Genomic DNA, 19,815 nt, shown 5'->3' on the forward strand with positions numbered 1-19,815 from the left:
TTCTCTTATGTAAGAGGCTGAGACAAAAGTGTTTTCAAAACCGAACTACTAAGTTCATATCCCCCGCTCCGGAAATATACTTCGCTAATAATGTATCGTTCGTTCTTGGAGCTTAACGTTTTAATTATGTCCCAGCCTCTGTTCATAGCTTATTGGGTTAATGGTGAGAATTAACGAAATAAACTTAAAAATTCCTCATACCCTTCATCCTTTAATTTATCTTTCGGAACAAAACGAAGCGCAGCAGAATTAATGCAATATCGGGCATGATCTGGACCAGGTCCGTCATCAAAAACATGACCAAGATGGGAATCAGCTGTTTTCGAACGAACTTCAATTCGGCGCATGCCAAATGATGTGTCTAGGTTTTCCTTTAATTCCGAACGTTGAATCGGTTTTGTAAAGCTTGGCCAACCACACCCAGCATCATATTGATCCTTCGAACTAAACAATGGTTCACCAGATACGATGTCCACATAGATTCCTTCCTCTGTATTATCCCAGTACTCATTTTGAAACGGTGGCTCTGTGCCATTCTGTTTCGTCACTTCATATTGTAGTGGAGTTAGTTCTTTTTTAAGTTCTTCAACCGTCTTTTGCTTTTTCCAATTTTCACGAATAAATTGCGCTCGTCCTGATCCCTCTTTATAAGCATTATAGTGGAATGCATTTTTTTTATAATAATCTTGATGACTTTCCTCTGCTTTGTAGAAAGGAGCTGCTGGCAGTATTTCGGTGACGATTGGCTTTTGAAAGCGACCACTTTCTGCGAGCGCACGTTTGGAGGCTTCCGCTTGTTCTTTTTGCTCTTCATTATGATAAAATATCGCTGTCTTATAGGAACTTCCTCGATCACCAAATTGCCCACCAGGATCGGTTGGATCGATCTGTTGCCAAAATAATTCTAATAATTTTTTATAAGGGAAAACACTTGGATCGAATGTGATTTGAATAGCTTCTACATGCCCTGTCGTATCAGAACACACCTCCTCATAAGTCGGATTTTCCGTATGTCCACCGGTATAACCAGAGATTACCTCTTTTATTCCAGGTTGTTCATCAAAAGGGGAAACCATACACCAGAAGCATCCTCCTGCAAAGGTTGCGAATTCATAAGCTTCAGCCATCTCTTATCACTCCTTCTTATACATTTTAACCATTTTCAAGCATATTACACTATCTGGACTTTTCTCTATTGTATCGTCCCAATCTCTAAAAATCCATCAATCGCTATAGAGAATATTCATTCAAATAGTGGGTACTCTAGATAACACATAATTAAAATTTTGGAGTACAAAACAATGACCTCAAAACAAACAGAACTTTTAAAGAAACTTGTAGAAATCGACCAAGATTTGATTCGTGTTGGGACGGAATATTGGAAAAAATATTCTTATATTGACTCATGGCAATTTTGGGTAATTATTGCCACACTGATTCTCCCATTAATTTTCTTGTATTTTACCATTGATCGTAAGAAAATATTTCTTATAGGTTTTTATGGATTTAATGTTACGACTTGGTTTGGTTATGCCGATACAGCTTTTATGTACCTTGGCTTGAAAAATTACCCATATTACGCAATTCCTTTCTTCCCATCTTTTTCATTTGAAGTTTCTCTGATCCCTATTTGTGCTATGCTTGTGTATCAATGGACATTGAATCATCAAAAAAATTATTACTTTTATACCCTGCTTTTAGCTGTTATTTTTGCCTTTATTGTTGAACCAATTGCCGCCAGTATCCATCTTACTAAGCTTGGTCCTAACATGAACTTTTTTAAAATCTTTCTAATCTATATAATTGTCTTCCTGTTTTCGAAGGCAATTACGAGTCTTTTTCTTTATTTACAAAAAAAAGCTAAAGGCAATGAGCTTAAAAACAACTAATGATCCCCCTCATTCACGATAAGTGAGTGAAGGGGATTACTTTTTAACACTGTGGCAGGTGACGATTATTAATGAATTACGACCGGCGTTCCCACCGAAACTCGGTTTGATAGATCTAATACATCATGATTATACATTCTAATACAGCCGTGGGAGACATTTTTACCAATTGAAGAAGGATTATTCGTTCCATGAATACCATAATGCGGCTTGGATAATCCCATCCACAGAACACCAAATGGTCCACCAGGGTTAAGTTGTTTATTGATGATCTTATAAGAACCGTGAGGAGTAGGTGTGACGATTTTTCCAATAGCAACAGGATAGGTTTTGATCAGCTTAGAACCATCAAATAGCTTGAGCTGATGCTTTGGAATCGACACATCAATCCATAATGCCATGTCATCATCTCCTAGGTGTTTTGCGATATTGTATGAATAGAATGAAAGATGGTCCCTATAGTCAAAAAGGAAAAGCATCCTCTCTTCCAAAAGGAAGGTAAGATGCTTAAGTGCGTAAATTCCATAAAATATTATATCCGAAAAAGAATACACCTAAAACGGTGAGGGCCCCGCCTATGGTCGCAATGGGGAAAAAAATCGGGCTTATACCTAATATGGCACAGGCGATACCAATCATCATGATTGGTAATCCAATATTATGGAGCCAAAAATGAATCTTTGCCGCTACAGTCTTTTCAAGTTTTGGAAAATGAACGTAAATTAAACCGATTATCCCAAGAGACATCCAACCAAGCAAATTTACATGAACATGAACAGTGGCCAATTTAAAAACATGTGTAGCAGACATATATAATCCAAACAAAAGACCAATTAAAAAATAAATGACTGCGATTTTTATCAATTTTACTCCCATGAACCAACCTCCTATTACCATTCCTTAACAATCTATGATGAATGGTTGGATGACATGCTTCTTTTTCTTAAGGCTGGAGCAATATACACATGCAAGGCTGGAAAATAAAAGTTCATTAAATAAAGGCATCCAATCGACGTCTTTTAGTCATTGGATGCCTATAGCCTCTGCTTGACACTATATTAGAATTGGATTTTAAAGCTCGTAGCAGATGGGGCTGGAGAAACTACCGAGCCCATTAATTCCTTTTTCCATTCACCTGAAGAGGTAAATGAGATTTCGTTTTGTCCAACAAAACAAACATGGTATAGTTTTTGCTTCATATTTGCTTGAATTTCTATCGTTTTGTCGTTGCGCATGAAAGTAATTTGTCCGACCTCTTCACCATCCATATTATGAACGATTGTGGAAACCTCTTTTCCATCTTCTAATGCATACACGTAGAATGTCATATTATCAGCATAATCATACTCAGGGCTTGTTTCTCTTTCGCCCATTGGAATAACTGTATTCTCTTTTACAAATAAGGGAAGACTCATGTAGTCATATGTTTCTTTTCTCCATGTTCCTCCTTCTACGACTTCCCCTGTTAGGAGATGGCTCCATGTTCCTTTTGGTAAATAGTATGTGCCTAGTCCTTCCGCATTAAAAATTGGTGCAACAAGAAGCGAATCTCCAAGCATATATTGACGATCCAGTAAATGACAAGTTGGATCCTCTGGGAATTCAAGTACCATAGCACGCATCACTGGTATCCCTGTATTCCGATTCTCAATCGCTGCATTAAATAAATAAGGCATTAAGCGATTCTTTAGCTTCGTAAAATGGCGAGTCACATCCACTGCTTCCTCATCAAAGAGCCATGGAACGCGATAAGAGGTGCTACCGTGAAAACGACTATGACTTGAAAGAAGCCCAAAAGCTGTCCAACGCTTAAAGACATCGGGAGTCGCTGTGCTTTCAAATCCACCGATATCATGGCTCCAATAACCAAAACCGCTTAATGTAAGAGATAATCCCCCTCGTAAACTTTCGGCCATGGCTTCATAAGTAGAGTCACAATCTCCACCCCAGTGGACAGGGAACTTTTGACCACCTGCCGTAGAAGAACGAGCAAACAGTACGGCTTGATTTTCTCCTTTTTCTTCTTTAAGAAAGTCAAAAACAACCTCATTAAATTTATAAGCATAGTAGTTATGCATTTTATATGGATCAGAACCATCATGATAAACAACATCTGTCGGAATTCGCTCACCGAAATCTGTTTTAAAGGAATCAACCCCCATATCAACTAATCGTTTCAAGTGATCTGTATACCATTTACAAGCGGCTGGATTGGTAAAATCAACAATTCCCATTCCCGCTTGCCATAAATCCCATTGCCATACATCGCCATTCACTTTTTTAATTAAATATCCCTTTTCCGTTGCCTCATCAAATAGCTTGGACTTTTGCGCAATATAGGGGTTAATCCATACACAGATCTTTAATCCTTTATCTTTTAGACGATTCAACATGCCTTGAGGATCGGGGAAATTATCACGATCCCACTCAAAATTACACCATTCAAATTCCTTCATCCAGAAGCAATCAAAATGAAATACGCTTAAAGGAATACCTCGATCTTCCATTCCATCAATAAAATGATTGACTGTTTCTTCATTATAATCCGTTGTGAAAGAAGTGGTTAACCATAGACCGAAAGACCAGGCTGGAGGCAAAGCTGGTTTTCCAGTTAAATCTGTATAGCGCCCAATGACTTCTTTCGGTGTTGGACCATTAATAATATAATAATCTAAATATTCGCCTGGTACACTGAATTGAGTTTTAGATACTAATTCTGAACCAATTTCAAAGCTTACTTGTTCGGGATGATTAACAAAAACACCATACCCTTCACTACTTAAATAAAAAGGAATATTTTTATAGGATTGTTCAGAGCTTGTCCCACCATCCTTATTCCAAATATCGACCGCTTGCCCATTTTTAACGAAAGGAGTAAATCTCTCGCCTAAACCATAAATTTGTTCCCCAACATTTAGGTTTAGCTGACCACGCATATAAGTTGTTTCTTCTGGTCCTTTAATCCAGGCAAGTCCTTTTGCATTACCTTGATTTACCTTTCGATTTCCCTGATAGAAATCAAAACCAAAATGATTTTGATTAACCACTAGTTTCAAATCACCACTCGTAAATGATATAGCCTCATCTGTTTCTGTAATTATTGGTGTATTTTTCTCTTCTGCAAGATTAAAATATGGTCCATTATTTTGTCCACCTTTATAATGCCAAGTTTGCACGCGGATCACATTTTCTATTGGTGAGGATAGTTTAACCGTTAATAAAGGTCCATCTAATGTGTCCCCCCTATGCTTAATATCTTTACAAGGTGTATAAAACGTGACACTATCTTTATTTACTTCATAATCATGTACACCATGTGGATGGTGTATACTATATCCTTCACGTACCATCCAATTTCCGTCTGTAAATTTCATCTTACTCGAACCCCTTTTCAATTTCACAATAATTTAATACAGATATACATGAGGGGACTGTCCCTTCCAAGTCTGACTTTATCACTCGTTATTCATTGAATTGTCAAACCCTTCATCAGGACAGCGCAATTGATCATTCGATTATTTTGTTCCCCATAATTTCATTGTATCTTGGGTAATTTTGGTCATTTCTGCATTTGCCTTTTCAATATCCATTTCAATAAGCTTATCTTGGATTTCATCCCAAGCTTTATCGAAATCAGCAGGTTTACCAAGAATTGCTTGAGTTATTTTTTGTTCTGTATAATCATCCGCTTTTTGTTGAATGATTTGTAAATCACTATTATTTGGAATCGTATAGTTTGCAGCTGCACCGTGATTGGAGATTCCTAGTTCCTCTGTGGAAGGGAACCAATCAATCCAACTCTCCATTCCATATTCACTTAGCACTTCATTTTCCGCATCTGTATATGTGGCGATGATATCATCTTGTGTATCTGGTGTGATTGAATTACCGTTTGAATCAACAGCGCCATTTCCCCATTGTGGGAATGGATAGATATATTGACCTACCCCTGTTTTTTCCGCATATTTTGCATCTGTTTTTCTTTGTTCTCTGTCATCGTCCTGCAGTACTCTTTTACCATCAACTACATCATAATTCTCACCTTCAATTCCCCAATTCACAAGGATTTGTGCTTCTTCAGAGGCCATCCAATCAAGGAATTCAAATGCTTCTTCTTGATGTTCTGAAGTGGAACTAATCGAGATACCCCACCCTCCAGCAAAACCGTAGTCCTTTAATCCTTGCGACTTATAATTTTCATTCAACGTAACGGGTAGTGGAGCATACGTTTTCCACTCTTTTCCATCTGCTTTCAATGCTTTATCGGCATCTTGATAATTCCAATCTTGGTCTGCAATTCCTAATACTCGACCAGAAGACAATTTAGCAATATACGTATCCTCTGTTTGTGTGAAAGATTCAGGGTCGAGTAACCCAATATCATTCATGTGATTTAACCATTTAAAATAATCTTTAATCTCAGGTATCATAAATTTGTATGTTGCTTCACCGGTTTCATCATCAATTGCCCACTGGCCGTCATCCGGTATACCAAGGGAGAATCCGGCTGGATTTCCAACCGTAATGAGCCAGCGCCAATCACTACCTAATAAGGAAAGTCCGATTGTCTTTTGTCCATCGATTTCAGGATGTTTTGCAATATACTCTGTTAATGCATCTTCGTAGTCTTCAAGCGTTCTAATTTCCGGATAGCCTAATTCGCGTAGAACATCCAATTGTATAGACGTTGTTCCACTTGTCTCCCAAAAGGCATTTTCTACACCATAGGTTCCTACTTGATAAATACTTGGATCATCAAGGGAATTTCTTAAGCGATCAAATTGATCTCCATACATTTTTTTCAAATTATCGCCTTTTTCTTCAATTAAGTCGTCAAGCTTTATAACACCACCAGCTTCGATTAATTTTCCGATATCCCCTTTGGCAAAAATCATATCTGGGTATTCACCACTGGCAATCATTAATGGAATGGCCTGCTCATCCCCACCAACTGGATGTTGGATGTCCAGTTTGATCCCTGTTCTCTTTGTAATTTCCTTAGCAACTGGATCATCAAATGATACATCGCTATTCAGGTCCGCATTAAAGAATGTTAATGTAATAGGTTCATCAGATTTTGAGTCTCCTGATGACTTATCTGTATCACCGCTACATCCTGCAAGAGCAATACCTACAAATAAAACCAACATGGTTGACCACAAAGGCCATTTACGTTTAAACATTTTTTAATCCCCCTCATTTGTTATGTTTATATCAAAAAATTGATACCTTATTTAACAGCTCCCAAAGTTAATCCTGTGACAAAATATTTTTGTAAGAAAGGATAGACCATCAAGATCGGAACAGTAGCAATGATTGTAATGGCCATTTTTAAAGACTGTGGATTAGTTTGTTTAGAGACAAATTGAGCATTTTGTGAATTGATATCACCGCCAGATGAACTAGCATTATCCAATATTTTCATTAATTCATATTGTAAAGTTGTTAAGTTTTCATTTGATCTTGCATACAAATAAGTGTCAAACCAACTATTCCATTGTCCAACAGCTAAAAATAAAGAAATGGTCGCAATCACAGGCAATGATAATGGTAAGATAATGCGGCTAAAAATTGTAAAATCATTCGCTCCATCCATTTTCGCTGATTCTTCCAATGCCTTAGGTAGATTATCCATAAAAGAGCGGATAATAATTACATTAAAAGCACTAATTAACATCGGCAAAATATACACCATAAAATCATTGACAAGACCCAAATTCCGTATCAACATATAATCTGGAATCAATCCACCGCTTACAAACATTGTCAGCACAAGTAAAATTGCAACCGGCTTATTGAAAACAAAATCTTTCCGACTTAATGTATAGGCAAGCATTGTACTGGCAATAATTCCGGTTAAAGTTCCTACGACAGTTCTTGTCACGGACATGATAAAAGCTTGTAAAAGACGATCGTTACTACCGAAAACTTCTGTATAGTTTGCAAATGTAAAGTCTCTTGGCCAAATATAAATTCCCCCTTTAGCTGTGTCGACAGCATTATTCAAGGAAATAGCCAATATATTAAGGAAGGGGTATAGCGTAATAATAATGACTATAATCATGCAGATCGTTAGAATGAAATCAAAAAGCGTGATTTTCTTAAAGCGTTTCATTTTTGTTTCCTCCTTATCTTAATAGATTCCGCCATCCCCTGTTTTCCTCGCAATATTATTACAAATGACGATTAAAACGACACTAATAACCGATTTAAAAATCCCAATAGCGGTACCGAAGGAATATCGGAACATTCCGATCCCGTAATTTAGCGCATACAAGTCAATCACGAGGGATTTTTCAGCAACAATATTATTGCCTAATAGCATTTGTTTTTCGAAGCCAATATTAATTAAGTTTCCGATATTTAAAATTAATAACACTATAATAACCGGTCGAATACTCGGTAATGTAATATGCCACATTTGTTTCCAACGACTGGCACCATCCACTTTTGCTGCCTCATATAATTGCGGGTCTACCCCTGTCATCGCTGCCAAATAAATGATCGCATTCCAGCCGGTTTCTTTCCATACATCAGCTGTCGTGACAATTCCCCAAAACATATTCGGACTTGACATAAATCCAATGGGTTTGTCGATTAAATGAGTCGCCATTAATAAATTATTTACTATTCCTTCTGGAGCTAACATCGTTGTGACTATATTCGCCACGATGACCCATGAAACAAAATGGGGTAAATAAGAAATCGTTTGCGTTAATTTCTTGAATTTTAGTAATCTTACTTCATTAATAAGTAAAGCAAAGGCAATCGAGGTAGCCGTCCCAAAAATGAGGCCAAGAGCCCCCATTCCTAATGTGTTTGTTAATGCTTGGTAAAAGATATCCTCTTTAAATAGTACTTTAAAATGCTTTAAACCTACCCAATCTTGATCAAAAAGCCCCTTAGCAGGTGAATAATCTTGAAAAGCCATCGTCCATCCGGCGAGAGGAATATACTTGAAAACGATTAACCAAATGACAAATGGAAGAGACATTAAGATTAATGCCTTTTGACTTTTGATTTTTTTCCAAGTATTATTTAATGGCTTATTTGTTTTCCCTTTCAATTCCATAGCTGTTTTTGCCACATCTTTCCCCCCTCATCTACCAAATAATCTTAATCAACTAATTCCTTATCTAGTATGCTAACTGAAATCGCTTTCCCTTTATACCTATTAAAAAAGTGTAAATTTCACGTAAAAATTAGACATCTGCTTATATTCTTATTCATACAGCTCCGCCTTGCGGCATTTTCGTTTCCTAAAACGATAAAGAAGCATTCGATTATCACTTTTGAAAGTAAGAATCAAATGCTTCTCTGCTGGTATTATGTTTGCTTTATCTTTTCAAGCATATTTTTAAAGAGCGATTTTTCCAGTAAAAAATCTGCTTTTCCATTCAAAAATACCGCAAAGTTGTCCTGATCATAAGATACAAGTTCCACATTTATCTCGCTTTTATCCCCTTGGTCATCTTGAAAGATCGTGTAAGTCATAGTGGCTTCAGGAGTATGATACGTCGCATTCTTCACAACATCATGCACAGATAAGCCAGCAATATCTTTATATAAATCTCTAAAAATATCTTCTCCTACCTCTTGATCATTAATAAAAAAGACTGGAGATCCTTGTCCATCCTGATCAAATTGATGGTCAATTTTAATGACAATTTCCTGATCTCCATCACTAATTTGCAATTGATCCAGCACGTCGATTGCAATAATTTTTACGAATTTCTCGACCAGCTCAAACGCTTGTAATTGGTAAGGCTGTAAAACATCCTCCACAATCGTTCCAACTTGCTCACTATCACTTAATTTTGCATAACGTTTCCCGTCCCCAGTCTGATCACCAAGAATGAGGGTTTCCTCCCCTTCTTCGGATTGAAAAGTTAGTTTCATATCCGGCGTTTCTAATCCATACATTTCAAGTTTTTTTTCCTCGCCAATGATTTCTTCCCATTCTAATTCCTCTATCCCATATATCATGTTGACAAGTGGATTGTATTTCACACTATAGGTATTTCGATAAGGTTGATGTATATATCATCCACTCAAATTAGTTCGAACTTCTTCCTCTGAATAAGGTGAATCAGGTGCGAGTTCAATAGTTTCTTCAGCATTCTGAAGTGTGATGTGGTGAACTTGATCTGGTTGGATCGAAAGAACCGGCTGTGTTTGCTGATTATCCCGCGTTTCCCCCGCATTTTCATCTGATTCCAGAGAAACCTGTTCCCCCGATTGGTATTCCTTTTTAGCTAAAATAACCAATAAGGAGCTGATAATCAGGAAAAAAATAATCAATAAACTGGTTGTTTTTATAGTAAGTCCTCGCAAAGTTGTTCCTCCATCCTCCTATCCTTTAGACATTTTCGACTCTAAATAGCTTAATGGTTGTTGTAAGTTTAACATCACAAAATAACCAATTAAGCTAATCGAAAATAAAAAGCTGATACTTGGGAAAGTCCAATAAATAATGCCAAAGGCGATCATACTTGTAATATTTAAAAGAGTTGCTTTGAAAAATTTGAAAACGGAATAGACAGAAATAATAAAGAGATTTTTCAATTTCACTTCAAATCTTGAAATAATCGGAAAAGCATAAATCATTATAAATACACAGACAACGAGCAATAGAAGAAATACAGGTGAAAAAATATTGCGGTTATTCGTAGAATAACCAATATCAATCGCCAAAATTAATAAAATGGTTAATTGAATCAACCAATATTTCATCGTTGGCCAAAAGTTAAGTGTATAGGCTTTAAAAAAGTCCTTTGTGACTTGAAGGTCTTTCTCTCTTACTAATTTTCCCATCGTTGAAAGTACAGCTGTTATTGCCGGCCCCATTGGGATTAACGTAATATAAAACAATAGAATATTTTCAAACACGAAGTCGGCTAAGTAAAACACGCTAAGAAATAATAGATTAGATAGAATAAAGTAAAGATTCGTCATAAAAAAATAATAAAGATACTTCATGATTATATATGCCGGTCTGTCTGTCACTGGTTTAGCCATGCTTATCCCTCTTCATTAGCTGGTGATTCCCTTTCGCTGTTTCATTTGATATTCCTTGGGACTCATATTTTCATACTGCTTAAAATTTTTATAAAAATAATCAGCATTGGAATATCCAACTAATCTGGAAATCTCATTCACTTTATATTTGTCACTCATCAATAATTCCTTCGCTTTGTAAATCCGTACTTGATGCAAATAAACGTTAAAATACTCTCCCGTTTCCTTTTTAAATAACTTTCCTAAATAGGCACTATTGTAATGGAATAAATTTGCCACATACTTTAAGCTGATATCTTCATTAAAGTAAATATGAATATATTCTTTCACCTTATCAACAATATGTCCTTTTGTTGGGGAACCACCATGAATCGATTCACTAATTAGCAATAGTTCATTCACAATCAGTTGCATGATGCTCTGAAGATTTATTTGGCTATTTATTTTATTTTCCAAAACATTTTTATCGACAATATTTATATCTAGGTAGTTTTCTTGGATAAAACCAAATAAAGAAACACACCATTCAAAGAGCTCTAATTTAATTCTTTCTTTTGAAAAGTGGCTGGTTCGGTAATAAAGTTCTAACTCAGAGACTATCTTTTTAATATTCCTTTTATCGCCAAACTCTATATAATGATAAAGCTTTCTTCTATTTTGTCCCTCATCTGGTTTCTTCGTAACTTTCGTACAAGTTGTAAACTCCTGATAGTGCAAAATCTGCTTCTCGCTGAAGCAAAAATGGAAATTCATTAATTCTTTTATTTGCTTGTAAGCAGTGAATAATATTGCTGGACGGTCAATTACATTTGCAATCAGCAAAACAATTGCTTGTCCGGCATTTTCTTGAAACACCTTTCTCATTTTTGCCAAAAACAGCTTCATAAAAGCAGGACTGTTCTGAATGAACAGCAAATGGTCAAAATCATCTTTTCTAATTAATTTTATATGTTCTGCATTTTCAGCCACCTTTTCCTTTAACCATGAATTATTACTTTGCTTCAAGTCGCCGCAAATTCGAACAAGGTGTAATTCCTTTCCCTTTAATTCTCTTAGTAAAGGTTCATCCAAATCGTCTTGCTTTCCCTCCAATAAGGCCCTTAATGTCCGTTCTTCATTCAGTTGATTATAGGAAGCTAGTTGATCCTGTAGTTTCTGTTCCTCAATCCTTTCCTGTTCAATTTTACCAAGAACTTGGATTAACTCTGTTTCCACTATTGGTTTTAGTAAATAATGCTCAATCCCTAAACCCATTAGTTTCTTCGCATAAGAAAAACTAGAATAAGCGGTTAAAATGATAAATTTAGTAGTGAAATTTTCCTTCTTTAACTGGCTAATAATATCAATCCCCGACAATCCAGGCATCCGAATATCAAGCATCACTAAATCCGGCTGATGTATACGAATCTTATTTAGACCATCTCGGCCATTGATCCCAACATCACAAATTTCGTAACCAAATTCATCCCAAGGGATGACATGCTTTAACCCTTCTTGGATAATCGGTTCATCGTCAATGATTAGTAATTTCCGCATCTGAATCCGGTCCTTTCTTTGAAGGTAGGAACAAGGTTACAACCGTACCAATCCCATGCTCACTCTCAATATCGACTCCATATGCTTCACCATAGTATAATTTAATCCTTTTATTGACATTATTCATGCCAATCCCACTACTGTATCGCGTGTTGTCCTCTGATTCATCTAATCCTTTCTTTAATAAAATTAAGGCATCAGATGCGATTCCTACCCCATTATCTCTGACTTCGATCACAAGGTTATCAGCTGTTTTAAACACCTTAATTTTTACCATACTCGCTTCCATTTCTTGATCGATCCCATGAATGATGGAATTCTCAACAACGGGTTGAAGCAGTAATGGGAATATGTAATAGTCTTGAATATCACATTCAATGTCAATACTAAAATTCACCCTATCACCAAAACGCATTTTCTGAATTTCTAAATATGTTTTGATTAAGTTAATTTCAGATTCTAATAAAATCGGTTGATCAGAAACTTCTAAACTGGATCGCATCATTTGACTAAGCAACATGACACTTCTTGCTACCTCTTGATCTTTACTAATCAACGCCTTCATACGAATCATCTCCAATGTGTTATAGAGAAAATGAGGATTGATTTGACTCGATAACATTTTAAATTCAGACTCTTTTTGTCTTCTTTTCCATTGTTCTTCATTGATTTTATGAACATATACTTCATTGATCAGTTGTTTAATACTATCAGCGGTCAGCACTAAATCATCATACGCCTGCCCAATCTCATCTCCACCCAATTTTCGCTCCTTGATGGCGAAATTTCCTTTCGCGATATTGTTCATGGCATTTCGAAGCAGATGGACCCGTTTGTCGAATGATCTAATAAAGAGACCTATTAGCGTGATCGAAATAATCAAACAAATCATCACAATCAAAAATCCATTATATAAAACGGATTTTGAATCTTTAATCACATCTTCAATCGGAATTAATGCTGTAATTTGGATTTGATTTTCTAAAGTTTTGCTAGGCTTAAAAGATCGTAAATAAATTTTATATTTTTCTTCCTTAAACTCTGTATCATAAATAATAGATTCTTCTTGTATATCAGCCTTTTTGATAAAAGAAGGATCTTGCCCTAAATAACTCGGGTCCTTGCTATGAACAATTTTTTTATTATCTAGAGAAACAAACACATCAAATAACTCACTTTTCGAAATGGCTGTCAGATTATTAGGGGAAATCTCGATCGCTAACACCCCTAATAATTCACGATCATCCCCATAAACTGACCGGGTCAGTGTTAGGTAGGCGTTTTCCGTCCATTTGTCTTGCATATATTCCCAAGAAATTCGTCCTTGTCTCTCGACAGCCTTTTGATACCAATCCTGATTCCTAGTCTCTTGATCTGCATATACAAATTGCGAATTTGTAATCATTTCCTTTGTCATATAGAACCGAATATTTCCAATTTCATTGTAATAGCGTAAATAATTAGTAAAGATCGGATAGGTGGCATAAGCGTTATAAATTTCAAGATTGTTTTTGTACTCTTGCCCCAGCACCTTCTTTAAATCATTACTAATGTAAATTTGATCTGAGATATTAATAGCTCGATCTAAAATGGTATTTAATCTCATTTCTAGCTTATCAACATTTGCGTTCACTTCATTAATCGTATTATTAAGAACAACATCTCGCATACTGTAATTTAGGTATAATCCAATCAGTAGGATAGGAATGACAGTTACAACTAAATAAATGCCTAATAATTTAATTTTTACCTTTTTATTGGTAATCGTGCCAGTTAATTTTATAAGATATTTCACTGCCATCACCTGACCCTCTAAACTTCAGATGATCATATCAACTACACCGAAATCATATTTTTTTCTTAATGATATGCGCTTCCATTTCTCTCCGCCAGAACCATCTCTCTTTTTTAATTGTAATGTGTTGATTGAGACAGGTCCTTCCATTACGATAAATAGATCGTGTAAGTCTGCAATAGCTGTAAATGGCAATTGAACATCGATCCACTCTCCAGGATAGCTGACTGTAAATTCCTTCTCCGTTACTACCGCATGCTCAATCCGATCGATGTTCAGCTTTACTTTTCCAGGTCCTCCATCTGTAGTCACGCGCAATGTCAAACAAAGCTTTTCAGCAATCATCTCAACATTTTCAAATTTGATCCATCCATCCAACCGATTTGTCACACAATTCAGACCATTTTCACCTTTATCCAAATATACACTGGCATAATCATTATAATTTTCAGCTTTCGTTACTTCCTTTAAGGAGCGGTGAGTGATATTAACACCCTGAATTCGAATAAATTCTTTAAATCTTATATCTTCACTCGATGTACCGACGGAGAGCATACATGAACCTGTTTCTAACGTATATTGCTCTTCATTCACATTCCAAATCAATAATTGATCCGCTTCCATTTTTAATGAAATTGTCTTTTTTTCAAAGGGATGCAGTTTTATTTTCTTAAAATCTACCAGCTGCCTACGTGGCCTTGGAAGAGCTGAACCTTGAACTGTGGCATACAATTGCACTACTTCATGGGTGGGATGCTCACTTGTATTTTCTATGCAAACTTGAGCAGAAACCAATTCGTTTTTTAAAAGCGTTGTTGTATCAAGTTGTAGTTGATCATATTTACAGGTTGTATAACTTAATCCGTGACCAAAAGGGTATAAAACTTCTTCATCAAAGTATTGATACGTCCTTTTCGACTTTATTATATCATAGTCGAAAATTGTCGGTAATTGTCGAACACCTTTATACCAAGTCATACTTAATTTTCCAGATGGTACTTCATCGCCAAATAAAATGGAAGCAATACTTTCCCCAAGCATTTGTGACCCATGGGAAGAATATAGAATAGCAGGGATATGTTCCTGTGCCCAATTCACAGCTATGGGATAGCTACTAATCAGTACTAAAACCACATTATTATTTACCTTGTATACCTCTTCCAATAGTTTTTGTTGCTGCTTTGGCAGGATAATATCAGAACGATCCTCTGTTTCTCTACCGTTTAGCATCGGGTTATTCCCTAAGCAAACAATCGCCACATCGCTCTCTTTCGCAGCTTGGACCGCTTCATTGATACCTGATGATAGAATTTGCTTCTGAAAAACCCCCGGTTGGCTTCCTATTGTCAATCCATTGTCTTCTGCCACCTTTAATGATTCCCCCTGCCATGTGGACAGATAGTACATTCCCTTATTTTCATCTACTGGATGAAAGCCTATTTTTTCTCGAATAAACCAATTAAAAACCTCTTGACTATTTGCCTTAAACGTTGCATCCTGTTCGTTTTGGCATATATAACGCTGATTGGCTACATTTTTCAACAGATTTCCATTCCACCCCCATTCCTCTATCTCAAAAATTTCCTTTTCTCCAATTGAATTAGCCTGAAATACTATTTTGTCATCTGCGGCCATTGTCATATATGCTTCCTTGTCAAACGATTTCAGCGCTATTTTATCATTTCCTTTAACAAAGCTGACCATATAATTATGACATTTATTTTGAATCCCCATTAAAGGGGTAATTTGATAGGGAGAATAGCCTGTATACCAATCGCGGTACACAATATCTGCCGTTGGCCCAATGACTGCAATTTTTTTTAGTTTTTCTTTTTGGAGTGGAAGCATCTGCCCAGCGTTCTTTAGAAGAACGATCGATTCATTCGTTGCTTCAAGTGCTAAATCCGCGTGTTCTTTAGAGCATAATCTAGTTTGGTCCACTTGGAAATAAGGATTTTTGCTCGTGTCACCATCAAAATGACCTAAGCGGAAACGAACTTTTAACATATTACCAATTGCTTCGGTTAGCTCCTCCTCAGTGATCAGTTGTTGTGTCAAAGCTTGTCGAGCCGCTTCTTCCACTCGTTCCTTATCATCTACAAAGCAATCAATCCCTTTTTTCAAAGCATCAGCTAAAGCTTCAGCGAAGGAGGAATAATAGCCATATTCCTCCACATTCAAAGTCAATGCCCCGCCATCACACACAACAAAACCATCCATTTTCCATTGTTTCTTCACAACTTCTTTTATTTCTCGAATTTGCATCGCCGGAACGCCATTGACCCCATTATATGCCGTCATCATAGACAAAGCCTTCCCTTCTTTAAAAGCAGGTTCAAAAGCTTTTAAATAATACTCATATCGATTACGCGGGTCAATGCTGTTTGAAATCCGCTCTCTGCCATACTCGTTATTATTTCCATAGAAATGCTTAGGAGCTGCTACTAGTTTGAGATAAAACGGGTCCTCTCCCTGCATTCCTTTAATCAGTTCGGTTGCTAGTTGGCCTGTTAAATAAGGATCCTCCCCGTACGCTTCCTCTGTCCGTCCCCATCTCGGATCACGCTCCATATCAATCGTTGGTGCCCAAAGGGTTAAACCTGTTTTTTGTTGATTTTGTTCATAAAAAATGCGTGCCTCATCGCCAATCACACTACCGACCTTTTTCATTAGCTCACGATTCCATGTACTAGATAATCCAATCGGCTGTGGAAAAACGGTCGTCTTTCCTCCATTCCTATCTACAACTCCATGAGCTGCTTCGCCACCAACCTGGTATTCCTTGATGCCTAAACGGGGAATGGCACTTTGAGATGTTGATAATAAGCTGATTTTTTCATCTTGCGTTAATAGCTCTAGTAAATGGGTTACTCTTGCTTCCAATGGCTCATTTATATCTTTAAATAATCGCTTTTGCTCCTTCATTGTTTCCCCCTTATGATGCGACAGCTTGCCACCACATATTGACTATGGATCTACTTTTAGGTTTTTGTTTTCATAGAACTTTTGACAATACCTAAAATTAGCGTTTACTCAAATGAACATCGATAGTCAAAACGCTTTCATAGAAATGTTACTATTAATGGTAGCACAGGGATTCATCAATAAATACACAACAAATTAGCTTGAAAATCATTCAAAATTAGTGTTTTTATTTCAATAAAGTAAACATTCTAGTGTTTTTAAATTCAAAAGATCCTCCCTTATCCAAACGTTTCGATTTTTTCGTTGACTGATTCAGATAGAGGCGCTAAGATGAGGTTAATTATGAAAGAGGTGGAAAAGTATGATAAATGAGACATTACCTAAGATATGGTACGGGGGCGATTATAACCCAGAGCAATGGGATGAAGAAATCTGGAATGAAGACGTTCGCATGTTTAAATTAGCAGGGATAGATGTTGCAACTTTAAATGTGTTTGCGTGGGCTCACAATCAACCAGATGAAAATACATATGATTTTTCCGGATTGGATGCGACAATCGATCGCCTATATAAAAATGGAATTTATACTTGTTTAGGAACAAGTACTGCCGCACATCCTGCTTGGATGGCAAAAAAGCATCCCGATGTTTTACGTGTGGATTACAATGGGAGAAAGCGCAAATTTGGCGGAAGGCATAACTCCTGTCCCAATAGTCCAACATTTCGTATGTATTCGGAAAGAATGGCGGAAAAACTTGCTGAACGATATAAAGATCATCCAGCTGTTTTAATTTGGCATATTAATAATGAATATGGCGGATATTGTTATTGTAATAACTGTGCGGAAGCATTTCGTGCTTGGTTAAAGGGGCGCTACCAGTCTATCGAAGCGGTGAATCAATCTTGGAATACTGCGTTTTGGGGACATACCTTCTACGAGTGGGCTGAAATAGTACCACCAAATGTATTGAGTGAAGAATGGGACGGCAATCGCACCAATTTCCAAGGGATCTCTCTTGACTATCGACGTTTCCAATCAGATAGTTTACTAGATTGTTTTAAAATTGAAAGGGAGGCTATTCGCAAGCATACACCAGATATCCCGATTACAACAAATTTAATGGGTCTTTATCCAGAATTAGATTATTTCAAGTGGGGAAAAGAGATGGATGTCGTTTCATGGGATAATTACCCCTCCATAGATACACCAATAAGCATGACGGCGATGACACATGATCTGATGAGAGGGCTCAAAAGTGGAAAGCCTTTCATGTTAATGGAACAAACACCGAGTCAACAAAACTGGCAGGCCTATAATTCGCTTAAACGTCCAGGAGTGATGCGATTGTGGAGTTATCAGGCAGTTTCGCGTGGCGCTGATACGGTGTTGTTTTTCCAATTACGTCGGTCTATTGGAGCAGCGGAGAAATTTCATGGGGCTGTGGTTGAGCATGTAGGACATGAGCATACTCGCGTCTTCCAAGAAACAACCGCTTTAGGCAAGGAATTAGGTCAGCTCTCTGAGCAAATAATTGATGCACGTGTGGAAGCAAAGGTAGCGATTGTCTTTGATTGGGAAAACCGCTGGGGTATCGATTTAACAAGTGGCCCATCTGTGGCATTAGATTATGTAAAGGAAGTCCATAAATATTATGATGCTCTTTATCAACAAAACATTCAGGTTGATATGATCGGCGTTGAAGTGGATCTAGACAAATACGACCTTATCATTGCGCCAGTTCTATATATGGTCAAAGAGGATTATCATAAAAAACTAGAAAATTTTGTGGCGAATGGCGGTACTTTTGCGACAACTTTCTTTAGCGGTATTGTCGATGAACATGATCTTGTGACAACAGGCGGCTATCCCGGAAAATTAAGGAAGCTATTGGGCATTTGGTCTGAAGAAATTGATGCTCTCCATCCAGATATATATAATCGTATCGTCATGAAAGATAAAACAAATCATTTAAATGGGGAATATACATGCAATATTCTTTTCGACCTCATCCATTCTGAGGGAGCTGAGGTTATAGCTGAATATGGAAATGATTTCTACAAAGGGATGCCAGCTGTAACTAGAAATAAATTTGGCTCTGGAGAAGCCTGGTATATCGCCTCCAGTCCAGATAGCGAATTTTTAAAAGGGCTCATTGCGGATCTCTGTGCAGATAAAGAGATTAAATCACTATTAACATCCGAATCTGGGGTGGAAGTCTCGAAAAGGGTTAAAGAGGGCCGAGATTATTTATTTGTTATGAATCATAATGATAAAAAGAGCCAGTTTGAATTAGGAAACGAGCAAAAACGTGATCTTCTCACTGGTGAAACAGTCAATGGAATCGTATCAATTGAAGCCCATGCTGTCATGATTTTAACTGATAGTGACTAAAAGTTCTCTGAAGCTACGAAATAGGAAATCTATCTATATTTTGCTTAACTTGCCAAGGCGACCGCTGTGGCAAGTTCTTTTTATTTCTGGCACTTTCGGATTGCTTTTATCCTAACGCTTCTCTCTTTTAAAATTCATTAGCGACACAGCCGTGGTCATCGCCCTTACGTTTTTCTTCTTAAACGATCATTAACGTCACGGTCGATGCTCCCGCCCTTACGCTTTTCTCTTTAAAAGACCATTACCGTCACGGCCGATGC

15 protein-coding genes and 1 pseudogene are annotated in these 19,815 nt (G+C 37.0%); 2 read left to right on the forward strand and 14 right to left on the reverse strand.

All coding sequences use genetic code 11. The features are described from left to right. Positions 1-170: 170 nt before the first annotated feature. Entirely contained in the window at positions 171-620 is a 450-nt protein-coding gene (msrB, locus tag IPU53_RS25615) for a peptide-methionine (R)-S-oxide reductase MsrB (RefSeq protein ID WP_396019941.1), read from the reverse strand. Then, positions 606-1,127 (reverse strand): annotated as a pseudogene (gene msrA, locus IPU53_RS25620) (peptide-methionine (S)-S-oxide reductase MsrA); the annotation flags it as partial. The gene msrB and the pseudogene msrA, both read right to left, overlap by 15 nt. A gap of 174 nt (positions 1,128-1,301) precedes the next feature. Here msrA and IPU53_RS10095 point away from each other — a divergent pair. Further along, entirely contained in the window at positions 1,302-1,889 is a 588-nt protein-coding gene (locus IPU53_RS10095) for a hypothetical protein (protein ID WP_207450373.1), read from the forward strand. Between the two features lie 68 nt (positions 1,890-1,957). Here the strand turns inward: IPU53_RS10095 and IPU53_RS10100 are convergent, their stop codons facing one another. From IPU53_RS10100 to IPU53_RS10155, 12 genes are all read right to left on the reverse strand, one after another. Next, on the reverse strand, positions 1,958-2,290 hold the full coding sequence (locus tag IPU53_RS10100) for a L,D-transpeptidase (protein ID WP_207450375.1): 333 nt from the start codon (positions 2,288-2,290) through the stop codon (positions 1,958-1,960). Between the two features lie 106 nt (positions 2,291-2,396). Continuing rightward, entirely contained in the window at positions 2,397-2,765 is a 369-nt protein-coding gene (locus IPU53_RS10105; protein WP_207450377.1) for a cytochrome-c oxidase, read from the reverse strand. 182 nt (positions 2,766-2,947) lie between these two features. Further along, positions 2,948-5,263, reverse strand: coding sequence for an alpha-xylosidase (yicI, locus tag IPU53_RS10110; protein ID WP_207450381.1), 2,316 nt, complete (start codon positions 5,261-5,263; stop codon positions 2,948-2,950). A gap of 141 nt (positions 5,264-5,404) precedes the next feature. After that, positions 5,405-7,072 carry an ABC transporter substrate-binding protein gene (locus IPU53_RS10115; protein WP_207450382.1) on the reverse strand — a complete coding sequence of 556 codons (1,668 nt, stop codon included), beginning with the start codon at positions 7,070-7,072 and terminating at the stop codon, positions 5,405-5,407. Positions 7,073-7,119: 47 nt separating this feature from the next. Continuing rightward, positions 7,120-8,004, reverse strand: coding sequence for a carbohydrate ABC transporter permease (locus tag IPU53_RS10120; protein ID WP_207450384.1), 885 nt, complete (start codon positions 8,002-8,004; stop codon positions 7,120-7,122). An 18-nt stretch (positions 8,005-8,022) separates the two neighbouring features. Beyond that, complete coding sequence (locus tag IPU53_RS10125; protein ID WP_207450422.1) at positions 8,023-8,961, reverse strand: ABC transporter permease; 939 nt, start codon at positions 8,959-8,961, stop codon at positions 8,023-8,025. A 254-nt stretch (positions 8,962-9,215) separates the two neighbouring features. Further along, on the reverse strand, positions 9,216-9,899 hold the full coding sequence (locus tag IPU53_RS10130; protein ID WP_207450386.1) for a DUF4340 domain-containing protein: 684 nt from the start codon (positions 9,897-9,899) through the stop codon (positions 9,216-9,218). A gap of 33 nt (positions 9,900-9,932) precedes the next feature. After that, the gene (locus IPU53_RS10135; protein WP_207450389.1) at positions 9,933-10,223 is read right to left on the reverse strand and encodes a hypothetical protein; all 291 of its coding nucleotides are present in this window, start codon (positions 10,221-10,223) and stop codon (positions 9,933-9,935) included. Between the two features lie 18 nt (positions 10,224-10,241). Then, on the reverse strand, positions 10,242-10,907 hold the full coding sequence (locus IPU53_RS10140; RefSeq protein ID WP_207450391.1) for a DUF624 domain-containing protein: 666 nt from the start codon (positions 10,905-10,907) through the stop codon (positions 10,242-10,244). 15 nt (positions 10,908-10,922) lie between these two features. After that, positions 10,923-12,443 (reverse strand): response regulator transcription factor, encoded by a 1,521-nt coding sequence (locus tag IPU53_RS10145; protein ID WP_207450393.1) that lies wholly within the window; start codon positions 12,441-12,443, stop codon positions 10,923-10,925. Then, on the reverse strand, positions 12,421-14,244 hold the full coding sequence (locus IPU53_RS10150) for a sensor histidine kinase (protein ID WP_207450395.1): 1,824 nt from the start codon (positions 14,242-14,244) through the stop codon (positions 12,421-12,423). The genes IPU53_RS10145 and IPU53_RS10150 overlap by 23 nt, the downstream gene beginning before the upstream one ends. An 18-nt stretch (positions 14,245-14,262) precedes the next feature. Continuing rightward, positions 14,263-17,163 carry a glycoside hydrolase family 3 protein gene (locus IPU53_RS10155; RefSeq protein ID WP_207450397.1) on the reverse strand — a complete coding sequence of 967 codons (2,901 nt, stop codon included), beginning with the start codon at positions 17,161-17,163 and terminating at the stop codon, positions 14,263-14,265. A 361-nt stretch (positions 17,164-17,524) separates the two neighbouring features. On the opposite strand from IPU53_RS10155, the gene IPU53_RS10160 reads away from it, so the two are divergent. Then, positions 17,525-19,555 (forward strand): beta-galactosidase, encoded by a 2,031-nt coding sequence (locus IPU53_RS10160; protein WP_207450399.1) that lies wholly within the window; start codon positions 17,525-17,527, stop codon positions 19,553-19,555. The last annotated feature ends 260 nt before the right edge of the window (positions 19,556-19,815 follow it).

This window comes from Bacillus sp. SD088, assembly GCF_017355205.1.
Classification (GTDB): Bacteria; Bacillota; Bacilli; order Bacillales; family Bacillaceae_C; genus Lederbergia.

Excerpts from the sequence above, each read along its gene's own strand:
- IPU53_RS10140 (WP_207450391.1), bottom strand. The coding sequence starts at position 10,907 with ATGGCTAAACCAGTGACAGACAGACCGGCATATATAATCATGAAGTAT.
- IPU53_RS10120 (WP_207450384.1), bottom strand. The coding sequence starts at position 8,004 with ATGAAACGCTTTAAGAAAATCACGCTTTTTGATTTCATTCTAACGATC.
- IPU53_RS10125 (WP_207450422.1), bottom strand. The coding sequence starts at position 8,961 with ATGGAATTGAAAGGGAAAACAAATAAGCCATTAAATAATACTTGGAAA.
- IPU53_RS10145 (WP_207450393.1), bottom strand. The coding sequence starts at position 12,443 with ATGCGGAAATTACTAATCATTGACGATGAACCGATTATCCAAGAAGGG.
- IPU53_RS10155 (WP_207450397.1), bottom strand. The coding sequence starts at position 17,163 with ATGAAGGAGCAAAAGCGATTATTTAAAGATATAAATGAGCCATTGGAA.
- IPU53_RS10095 (WP_207450373.1), top strand. The coding sequence starts at position 1,302 with ATGACCTCAAAACAAACAGAACTTTTAAAGAAACTTGTAGAAATCGAC.
- IPU53_RS10100 (WP_207450375.1), bottom strand. The coding sequence starts at position 2,290 with ATGGCATTATGGATTGATGTGTCGATTCCAAAGCATCAGCTCAAGCTA.
- IPU53_RS10115 (WP_207450382.1), bottom strand. The coding sequence starts at position 7,072 with ATGTTTAAACGTAAATGGCCTTTGTGGTCAACCATGTTGGTTTTATTT.
- IPU53_RS10105 (WP_207450377.1), bottom strand. The coding sequence starts at position 2,765 with ATGGGAGTAAAATTGATAAAAATCGCAGTCATTTATTTTTTAATTGGT.
- IPU53_RS10150 (WP_207450395.1), bottom strand. The coding sequence starts at position 14,244 with ATGGCAGTGAAATATCTTATAAAATTAACTGGCACGATTACCAATAAA.
- IPU53_RS10160 (WP_207450399.1), top strand. The coding sequence starts at position 17,525 with ATGATAAATGAGACATTACCTAAGATATGGTACGGGGGCGATTATAAC.
- yicI (WP_207450381.1), bottom strand. The coding sequence starts at position 5,263 with ATGAAATTTACAGACGGAAATTGGATGGTACGTGAAGGATATAGTATA.